Consider the following 9,203-nt stretch of genomic DNA (forward strand, 5'->3'; position numbering starts at 1 on the left):
GCAGGGCCGATCGCCAATCCCTTAATCCGCTCCCTCGATCGGGGCAAAGCCCTGACGTTGAACATTTTCAGTTACTGTTCGAGGTTCCAGGAACTGAAGCAGATAATCAGGCCCACCTGCTTTGGAGCCGACTCCAGAGAGTTTGAAGCCGCCAAAGGGTTGCCGAGCAACGATCGCCCCCGTAATGCCGCGATTAATATACAGATTGCCAACTTCAAATTCTGCTTGGGCGCGATCGATGTGGGAAGGCGTGCGGGAATAGAGGCCACCCGTCAGGGCAAAGTTGGTGCCGTTGGCGATTTCCAGAGCTTCGTCGAACGTTTTGGCCCGCATCACGGCCAGCACCGGGCCAAAGATTTCTTCCTGAGCAATCACCGCTGTGGGAGGCACATCCCGGAAAATGACAGGGCCAACGAAATAGCCACCTTCTGGAGCAGGCATTTCCAGGGCTACTTCACTATCCAGCTTGCCCTTTTCGATGTACTCCCGAATTCGCGCCTGGGCATTGGCATCAATCACTGGGCCAACCTTCGTACCGGGCAACTCAGCGGGGCCAAGGTTGAGCGATCGCACCGCCTCCACCAGTCGGGCCAGGAAGACATCATAAATGGGTTCCAGAACCACAACTCGTGAGCAGGCCGAACACTTCTGACCACTGTAGCCAAAGGCGGATTGCACCACCCCCTGAACCGCTTGATCCAGATCAGCGCTTTCATCCACAACAATGGCGTTCTTACCGCCCATCTCGGCGATCACCCGCTTCAGATGCTTCTGTCCGGGTTGCAGAATGGCGGCATCGGCATAAATCCGACACCCGACTTCCTGCGATCCGGTAAAGATGATCATGTGCACATCGGGATGTTTGACCATGTGGGAACCGACCGTCGAGCCTTTTCCTGGGACAAACTGGAACACGCCTGGGGGAATGCCCGCTTCGATGAGAATTTCGGTAAACTTGGCCGCAATCACCGACGAGACTTCCGCTGGTTTGAGCAGGGTACAGTTTCCAGCCACCAGGGAGGCCACCGTCATCCCGACAGGAATGGCCAGCGGGAAGTTCCAGGGAGAAATGATCAGGGAAACGCCTCTGGGCTGGTAGTGGTAGCGGTTGGTTTCACCGGGATAGTCGTAGGCTACCCCCTGTTCCAACCGTTCCATTTCATCAGCATAGTAGCGGCAAAAGTCGATCGCCTCCGATACTTCTGGATCGGCTTCCTTCACCACCTTGCCTGTTTCAAACACCATCCAGGCAATTAATTCCTGACGGCGTTGCTCCATCAATTCGGCAGCCCGACGCAAAATATCGGCCCGTTCCTTTGCTGGCGTGCGTTTCCAGCCTGGAAACGCAGCTTTGGCGGCTGCGATCGCCTGATCTGCCTGTTCCACACTCAGCAAGCCAATCTGACCCACAACCTCACTGGGATTGGAGGGATTGACGGAATCGACATAATTGACCGTGTTGATGTATTCCCCATTAACCAATGGCAGATAGGTTTTGCCCAACTGTTGCCGCACCTGTTGTAACGCCTGCCGGACTTCCTGACGGTGGCTGGAGAGGGCGTAATCAGTATCGGGAGCGTTGGAGAAGTTGTGAGTTTTAAGTTCTGAATTTTGAGAACCGTCTGCTAACTGAGAACTTAAAATTGAGAACTCAGAACTTTTCATCACGGGTGCTTTCAACAGTTCTTCGATCGGCCTTTCTTCCAGATTCTGGCGCAGGAAGGAACTGTTGGCGGTGTTTTCCAGCAGGCGACGGATCAGGTAGGACATCCCAGGGATCAATTCGCCGTAGGGACAGTAGATGCGCACCCGGTGGCCGCGATCGGCGATCGCTTTGCCCAACTTATCGGCCATGCCATACAGTACCTGGCACTCGAAGCGGCGACGGGGAATATTAAGGGTTTCGGCAATGGCGATCGCAAGGCTCTGGGAGCGGACGTTGTGACTGCCGATCGCCGCATATAGATAGTTGTGATTTTCCAGCAGCAGGCGGGTCATGGCCTCGAAGTTGGCATCCGTGGCTTCCTTATCATTGAACACAGGCTGAGGCCAATCTTTTTGCACCGCTTTAATGGTTTCCTGATCCCAGTACGCCCCTTTCACCAACCGGACGGTGACGGGGGTGCCGCGTTCCTTCGCCCAGGTAATCAAATCCTTCAAATCGCCGATGCTATCCCGCAGGTAGGCTTGCAACGTGATACCGATATCAGCGCGATCGCGAAATTCCTCTTCCATCAGTAGTTGCTTCAGAATGGTCAGGATAGTCGCCTTGTACTGGTATTGCTCCATGTCAAAATGAATCGCGGCTCCCAGTTCTTTGGCCCGACGTAACAGCAGGCGGATGCGATCGCTCACCTTTTCCTGGCTACCCTGTTCATCTAGCGGATCAAATTGGGAATAGAAGGCGGTTAACTTAACGGATGCCTGCACTCTGGGGAGGTCTTCTGCATCTGCGCGATCAATCTGCTCTACGGTTGACCAGCGTTGGGAGGCTTCGGTTAATTGCCCTAATAGATCCAAATAGCGATTCAGGTAAGACTGGGCTTCAACTTCTGTGATCACGGCCTCACCCAGTAAATCCACCGTAAACGCCATCCGATCTTTGCGCAGGCGTTCAATGGTTTTAATCACTTGCTGAATCGTTTCACCCGCAATGTATCGATGAGCCAGCGCTTCCACTCCAGTAGAAACTGTGGTGGCGGCAATCTGACCAGGCATGGAGTCTGGACTGGCGAATCCCAGCAGTGCTTTTAAGGCTCCCGGCAGTTCTACGATTTCGTTGCCGAGGTATTCCTGTAAATGACGAGCAATCTCCGCTTTGCTGTGCAGAGAGGGCAGGCAGTCAATAAAGCGAAACAACTGCACCCGTAAACCAGGATTGCTCATTGCCCAGCCCAGCATCTTGTCGTCCCACCGCATCTGATCGCGCATTTGGGCGAAAAACGATCGATGCTCGCGGGTAGCACTAATCAACTGGCGAGCAATCTCTTGAGTTTTAGTTTCGTAGGGACTGAGAGAAGCTGGGGTAACCACGGTGAGGAAGCTCCTAATCTGTAATTTCAATTCTACTGGGGAAGGGGATGGGTAGGTGGGTGAGCGGGTTGTCTCCTCCCATCTCCCCCTCACACCATCATCCTGGGGTAGTTTACGAAATGCAGGCAGCTCAGGTGGTAGTAACTAGAAGAGAGTAGTTACTGTTCCGACGCTTTGGCTTACCAGAGCGTCTTATTTTTTGTGAGATGGGTAGGAGAAACGGCCCTAGACGATTTTGGATTTTGGATTTGCGATTTTGGATTGTCAGTAAAGCTTTGTTGACTTACGAAGGCGATCGTGTTTTTAATCATTCCACGATCGCTAAACTCTTGATATATCAAGGCTTTGTGTTCTTCAGCAATTTCTAAATGCGTTGTGGCAGCAAAGTCTTTAATGCACAGTTAGCATCGACCCCATGCTAAAACTTCATATCTTGAAATAGTTTGTAACCAAAGATACGAATTTCTTCTGTCCATGCTTCTACCTTATACCTAACAGCGCACCGATTGAGTCTTTCGATGGAAATAAACCTTATCCAAGCCCAGAACCGGCGTTTCTCTGATGGGAAAACGACCGTTCTCTAGCTGGACTTGGTTTAGAACATTTCTGAAGAAGTTCAATGGCCTGGTGCGGTCAGGTATTGCACAGTCTATTGCTTTGCTCTCACTAGATCGGGGTCTTCCAGTCCGTTCTGGTTGAGTTGATCGTCATGGCTGTCAATTCACTGTTGCAGAGATAGCCGGAGAAATAACCATGACCAGCACTGTTCGAGCAGCGGCGAGTCTGAATAAGTTTGAAAAGTTTAAGGCTGAAAAGGATGGATTGGCGGTTAAGGCAGAGCTTGAACACTTTGCCAAAATCGGCTGGGAAGCGATGGATGAAACCGATCGCGACCATCGGCTGAAATGGATGGGCGTGTTCTTCCGTCCCGTCACTCCGGGCAAGTTCATGATGTGGATGCGGATTCCCAACGGGGTGATTAGCAGTTCGCAACTACGAGTGCTGGCCGGCGTGGTACAGCGGTATGGAGAAGACGGCAGTGCCGACATTACCACCCGGCAAAACATTCAACTGCGTGGCGTGTGAATTGAAGATATTCCCGACATCTTCAGCCAGTTTGAGCGGGTAGGGCTAACCAGCATTCAGTCTGGGATGGACAATGTTCGCAATATTACCGGATCGCCTGTGGCCGGGTTGGATGCGGATGAGTTGATCGACACGCGGGAACTGTGCCAGCAGGTGCAGGATCTGATTACCAATAAAGGTCAGGGTAATCCTGCGTTCACCAATCTGCCGCGCAAATTCAATATCGCGATCGCTGGCTGCCGGGATAATTCCGTCCATGCCGAGATCAACGATATTGCCTTTGTGCCTGCTTTCAAGGACGATCGCCTGGGCTTCAACGTCCTGGTCGGTGGAGATTCTTCTCTGCTAAACGTTGTGCAGCCGCGCTTCCCATGGATGTCTGGGTCGAGCCATCACAAGTCGTCACCCTCTGTGAAGCAATTCTCATCGCGTATCGGGATCACGGCCTCCGCGCCAATCGTCAGAAAGCACGATTAATGTGGCTAATTGATGAGTGGGGCATGGAACGGTTCCGTTCCAAAGTGGAAAGTCAGTTGGGATATGCTCTGCAAACCGCTGCCCCCAAGGATGAAATTCTCTGGGATAAGCGCGATCACATTGGGGTCTACCCCCAAAAGCAGGCAGGTCTAAATTATGTCGGCTTACACGTTCCCGTTGGTCGATTGCAGGCCGCAGAAATGTTTGACCTGGCGCGTCTGGCAGAAGTCTACGGCAGTGGAGAATTGCGCCTGACCGTGGAGCAAAACATAATCATCCCGAATGTGCCGGATTCTCGCGTTGGTCTGTTGTTGCAGGAACCATTATTGCAACGATTTACCGTCGAACCTTCGCTATTGGTGCGATCGCTCGTTTCCTGCACTGGTGCCCAATTTTGCAACTTCGCCCTGATTGAAACCAAAAACCGCGCTTTGGCTTTGATCAAAGAACCGGATGCGGAATTAATCTATCCTCAACCCGTTCGTATCCACTGGACAGGGTGCCCCAACTCTTGCGGCCAACCCCAGGTGGCCGACATTGGCTTAATGGGCACCAAAACCCGCAAGGATGGCAAAGCCGTGGATGGGGTTGACCTGTAATTGAAATCACGGTAACGGATGCTGCCATGCCAGGGTGATGGGGGATGGATTTACTCCCTTGCCCTCCCCACATCACCCACATCCCATTCTCTCAAACCCACCCTTAACCATTTACCAAATTAACCATCCAAGGAACTGAAACCATATCAAATCTATCAAGACGCAAATTTTTGTTGACTGCCGGGGCCACCGCTGCTGGAACGTTATTGGTTCATGGTTGCAGTTCTAGCAAAACAACTTCAACGGGCAGTTCTGCTCCCAGTGCCGCCCCTGCGGCCAGCGTCACGGTGGCGGATACACCTGAAACCACTCAGGCTACCCTTGGTTTCATGGCTCTGACATTGATGAAGCCCTGTTTCTGGCCGATCGCATCGTGATGATGACCAATGGTCCCGCTGCGACGATCGGCGAAATTATGGAAGTGCCCTTTCCGCATCCCCGCGATCGTAGCCAGATGATGGAAAATCCCAAATACTATACCCTCCGCAACCGTGCCCTGGACTTTCTCTTTGGTCGTTATGCCTTGACTGATGCCGACTAGCCCCAGGAGGGTGTCATGACTTCAGCCTTTCCCCCCTTGCCGTCGAATGGGTCTGGCCAGATTTTGTGTTACTACGTCAACTCCACAGCTCAGATTCAAAGAGCACGGATTGCCAACATTCCCGACTGGTCATTCGAGCGGGTAGTCTTTCCCCGTCAACGGCTGATGTTTGAAGCCCTGCCAGAAGGATTGTTGGAAATCCACACCAAATCTGGAAAAGGGGAAGCGGTATTTTGTCGGATTCCCTGCTTGCGATTGCAAGTACAGGAAACCAATCGTAATGCTCCTAGGATTTGGGGAGGATAGCCTGTCGGAGAATTGCCCTAAATCTCCCCAGCAATGCCACAACGCCACAACCTACAGTGCTTATGACAACCTGCGATTCAACCAAAACTCTCTGTCCCTACTGCGGAGTTGGCTGTGGCCTGGAAGTAAGTCCACACCCCCAGGCGGGGGCATCAGGAGAGGGAACTAGCCCAGGGTGGAAAGTACGGGGCGATCGTACCCATCCCTCCAGTCAGGGTATGGTGTGTGTGAAAGGGGCCACCGTGGCCGAGGCGCTGGATCGCGATCGCCTGTTATATCCCATGTGGCGTAAGTCTCTCGATGAGGAATTTCAGCGCGTTACCTGGGAGGAAGCCCTGGAGGCGATCGTCAACCGTTTCCAGACCGTTTTAGCCACTCAGGGAGCCGATGCCGTGTGTATGTATGGCTCCGGGCAAATGCAAACGGAAGATTATTATGTGGCACAGAAGTTTCTCAAAGGATGTTTGGGCACTAATAACTTCGACTCCAACTCCCGCCTCTGCATGTCTTCCGCCGTTGCAGGCTATGTGCAAAGTTTGGGAGCGGACGGCCCGCCCTGTTGCTATGAGGATCTGGAATTAACCGATTGTGCCTTTCTGATTGGCACCAATGCTGCAGAATGTCATCCGATCGCCTATAACCGCCTGCAGAAACACCATAAGAAGCATCCCAAGATGCGGATGATTGTGGTCGATCCCCGCCGTACCCCAACCGCTGAAGACGCGGATCTCCATCTCGCTATTCAAGCGGGAACTGATATTGATCTGCTGAATGGGATGGCCTATCTGTTGATGCAGTGGGGTTATATTGAGTCTGATTTTGTCGAGCATCACACCAGCAATTTTGTATCATTTGCCGAGGTCATTCGCCATTATTCTCCCCATGTGGTGGCCGATCGCTGTGGTATCACCGTGGCCGAATTGGAGCAGGCTGCTCGCTGGTGGGGAGAATCCGATCGGGTGCTGTCCCTCTGGTCCATGGGTGTGAATCAATCCAGTGAAGGCACGGCTAAGGTTTGCAGCATTATTAATTTACACCTGCTGACCGGACAAATCGGCAAACCGGGATCTGGCCCCTTTTCCCTGACTGGACAACCGAACGCCATGGGAGGTCGGGAAGTGGGTGGTTTGTGTAATCTCTTACCGGGCTACCGCCACGTCAAATTTGCCGAGCATCGCGCCGAGGTAGAGCAGTTCTGGAATTTGCCTGCAGGACGAATTTCCCTCCATTGGGGACGTACCGCCTGGGACAGGATTACCGGCTTAGAAACTGGAGATGTCGGGCTGTTGTGGGTCGTGGCGACTAATCCTGCCGTTAGCCTGCCGGATTTAGAGCGAGTCAAAGCGGCGTTGCAGCGATCGCCCTTCACCATCTACCAGGATGCCTACTACCCGACTGAAACTGCCCACTATGCCCATCTCCTGCTGCCTGCCGCGCAATGGGGCGAAAAAACAGGCACCATGACCAACTCCGAGCGAATGATCACCCTCTGTTCCGCCTTTCGCACTCCCCCCGGAGCCGCCCGTCCTGATTGGGAAATCATCGCCGAAGTCGCCCGTCGTTTAGGCTTCGCCGATCACTTTCCCTTCACCACCCCTGCCGAAGTTTTCGCCGAATTCGTTCAACTCACCCAAAACCGTCCCTGCGATATGTCTGGCCTCAGCCACGATCGCCTCCACCACCTCGGCCCCCTCCAATGGCCCTACCCCTCCAATCCCCAAACCCAAATCCCCCACCCCCTAAACGGCTATACACCCACCACCCATTCACCACCCCCCATACCCCCGCCCGCATTATACCCTGCCATTCCCGTGGCCTTGCTGAACCTCCCAACCCTGACTATCCCTTCGTCCTTACCACAGGACGCTTATATGGTCACTGGCATACTCAAACCCGGACGGGACGGATTGAGAAAATCCAGAAGATGCACCCGTATCCCCTTCTGGAAATCCATCCCCGTGATGCCCAGAAATTGGGCCTGCAAGAACATGATTGGGTGGAAGTGCGATCGCCACGCGGCACAGCCCGCTTCCCCGTCACAATGACCCGTATAATTGCTCCGGGCACTGTGTTTGTCCCCCTCCACTGGGGCGAGTTATGGGCAGACCAGGCCGAAGCTAACGCATTGACCCATCCCGTATCCTGTCCTGACTCCAGGCAGCCTGAACTGAAAGCTTGCGCAGTTCAACTGGTTCCGCTGAAGGTGCAGCAGTCCTTACAAAACAGGGACAAAGATCTGCGACTTTTAAGCAACCGCTAGAACTATAGCTAATGACCAATGACCAGTGACAAATGATCGTTGGATGGGAATAACTGAACTAGAACCATTTCCCCTTCAACCAGCTAGGTGCATCCATGACCTACAGCCTGAAAGTGGCGGATATGCCCGCCAGTGAACGACCGCGAGAACGATTGATTACATATGGGCCGCGCAGTCTGGCTACTGCCGAGTTAATTGCGATTTTGCTGGGAACAGGTCAGGGGCCAGGAAAACTGTCAGCCGTGGGTCTGGGTCAGTACTTACTGCAAGAGCTGGGAAAAGGGCAGCAGGATCCCCTCTCGGCCTTGCGGGATATCGGAGTGGGAGAACTAACCCGAATTCCAGGAATCGGGCCAGCAAAAGCGACAACGATCGTGGCGGCGATCGAACTGGGTAAGCGAGCGTTTCAGTCCCGGCCTGCTGACAAGAGTGTGATTGATGATCCCGCCGTGGCTGCGGCTGCCCTGAGCCAGGACTTGATGTGGCAACCCCAGGAACGATTTGCCGTGTTGCTGCTGGATGTCAAACACCGACTGCTGGCAACCCGCGTGATCACGATCGGCACTGCCACCGAAACCCTGGCCCATCCCCGTGACATTTTCCGGGAAGTCCTCAAGCAGGGAGCAACTCGTCTGATCGTGGCTCACAATCATCCCTCCGGCAACCTGGAACCCAGTCCCGAAGATATCAACTTAACGCGCCAACTCCTCGCTGGTGCCCAGTTTTTAGGCATACCTCTTCTGGATCATCTGATTTTGGGCAATGGAGATTTTCTTAGCCTGAGGCAATTTACCAGCCTGTGGGATGAAATTGCTCAGGGAGATTAAATTCTTATCCAGCCAAGCTGCTATAGAAAACTCGCGTGAGAACCCCGGTCTTTTAAGCCGGGGATGAAACGCAG

The 9,203-nt window shown here is 53.4% G+C and carries 9 protein-coding genes and 1 pseudogene; 9 read left to right on the forward strand and 1 reads right to left on the reverse strand.

The annotated features are described in order from the left end of the window. Positions 1-21: 21 nt before the first annotated feature. A complete protein-coding gene (gene pruA, locus ACUVQO_RS03540) occupies positions 22-3,033 on the reverse strand; it encodes an L-glutamate gamma-semialdehyde dehydrogenase (protein ID WP_445924516.1) in 3,012 nt (1,003 codons plus the stop codon). 753 nt (positions 3,034-3,786) lie between these two features. Between pruA and ACUVQO_RS03545 the strand changes: the two genes are divergently transcribed. The 9 genes and pseudogenes from ACUVQO_RS03545 (at position 3,787) to radC (ending at position 9,129) form a co-directional block, all read left to right on the forward strand. After that, on the forward strand, positions 3,787-4,119 hold the full coding sequence (locus ACUVQO_RS03545; protein WP_445924517.1) for a hypothetical protein: 333 nt from the start codon (positions 3,787-3,789) through the stop codon (positions 4,117-4,119). 66 nt (positions 4,120-4,185) lie between these two features. Beyond that, positions 4,186-4,596, forward strand: a complete 411-nt coding sequence (locus ACUVQO_RS03550) for a hypothetical protein (protein ID WP_445924518.1) — start codon at positions 4,186-4,188, stop codon at positions 4,594-4,596. Then, positions 4,491-5,195: a hypothetical protein gene (locus ACUVQO_RS03555; RefSeq protein ID WP_445924519.1), complete on the forward strand. Its 705-nt coding sequence runs from the start codon at positions 4,491-4,493 to the stop codon at positions 5,193-5,195. The genes ACUVQO_RS03550 and ACUVQO_RS03555 overlap by 106 nt, the downstream gene beginning before the upstream one ends. A 170-nt stretch (positions 5,196-5,365) precedes the next feature. Further along, a complete protein-coding gene (locus tag ACUVQO_RS03560) occupies positions 5,366-5,572 on the forward strand; it encodes a hypothetical protein (protein ID WP_445924520.1) in 207 nt (68 codons plus the stop codon). Further along, positions 5,572-5,736, forward strand: coding sequence for a hypothetical protein (locus tag ACUVQO_RS03565; protein WP_445924521.1), 165 nt, complete (start codon positions 5,572-5,574; stop codon positions 5,734-5,736). The genes ACUVQO_RS03560 and ACUVQO_RS03565 overlap by 1 nt, the downstream gene beginning before the upstream one ends. 15 nt (positions 5,737-5,751) lie before the next feature. Next, on the forward strand, positions 5,752-6,042 hold the full coding sequence (locus tag ACUVQO_RS03570) for a DUF1830 domain-containing protein (protein ID WP_445924522.1): 291 nt from the start codon (positions 5,752-5,754) through the stop codon (positions 6,040-6,042). A 62-nt stretch (positions 6,043-6,104) separates the two neighbouring features. Then, positions 6,105-7,541: pseudogene (locus tag ACUVQO_RS03575) on the forward strand (molybdopterin-dependent oxidoreductase); the annotation flags it as partial. A gap of 197 nt (positions 7,542-7,738) precedes the next feature. Continuing rightward, a complete protein-coding gene (locus tag ACUVQO_RS03580; protein ID WP_445924523.1) occupies positions 7,739-8,302 on the forward strand; it encodes a molybdopterin oxidoreductase family protein in 564 nt (187 codons plus the stop codon). Positions 8,303-8,397: 95 nt separating this feature from the next. Further along, positions 8,398-9,129 carry a RadC family protein gene (gene radC / locus ACUVQO_RS03585; protein ID WP_445924524.1) on the forward strand — a complete coding sequence of 244 codons (732 nt, stop codon included), beginning with the start codon at positions 8,398-8,400 and terminating at the stop codon, positions 9,127-9,129. Positions 9,130-9,203: the final 74 nt, after the last annotated feature.

Source organism: Leptodesmis sp., from assembly GCF_052746595.1.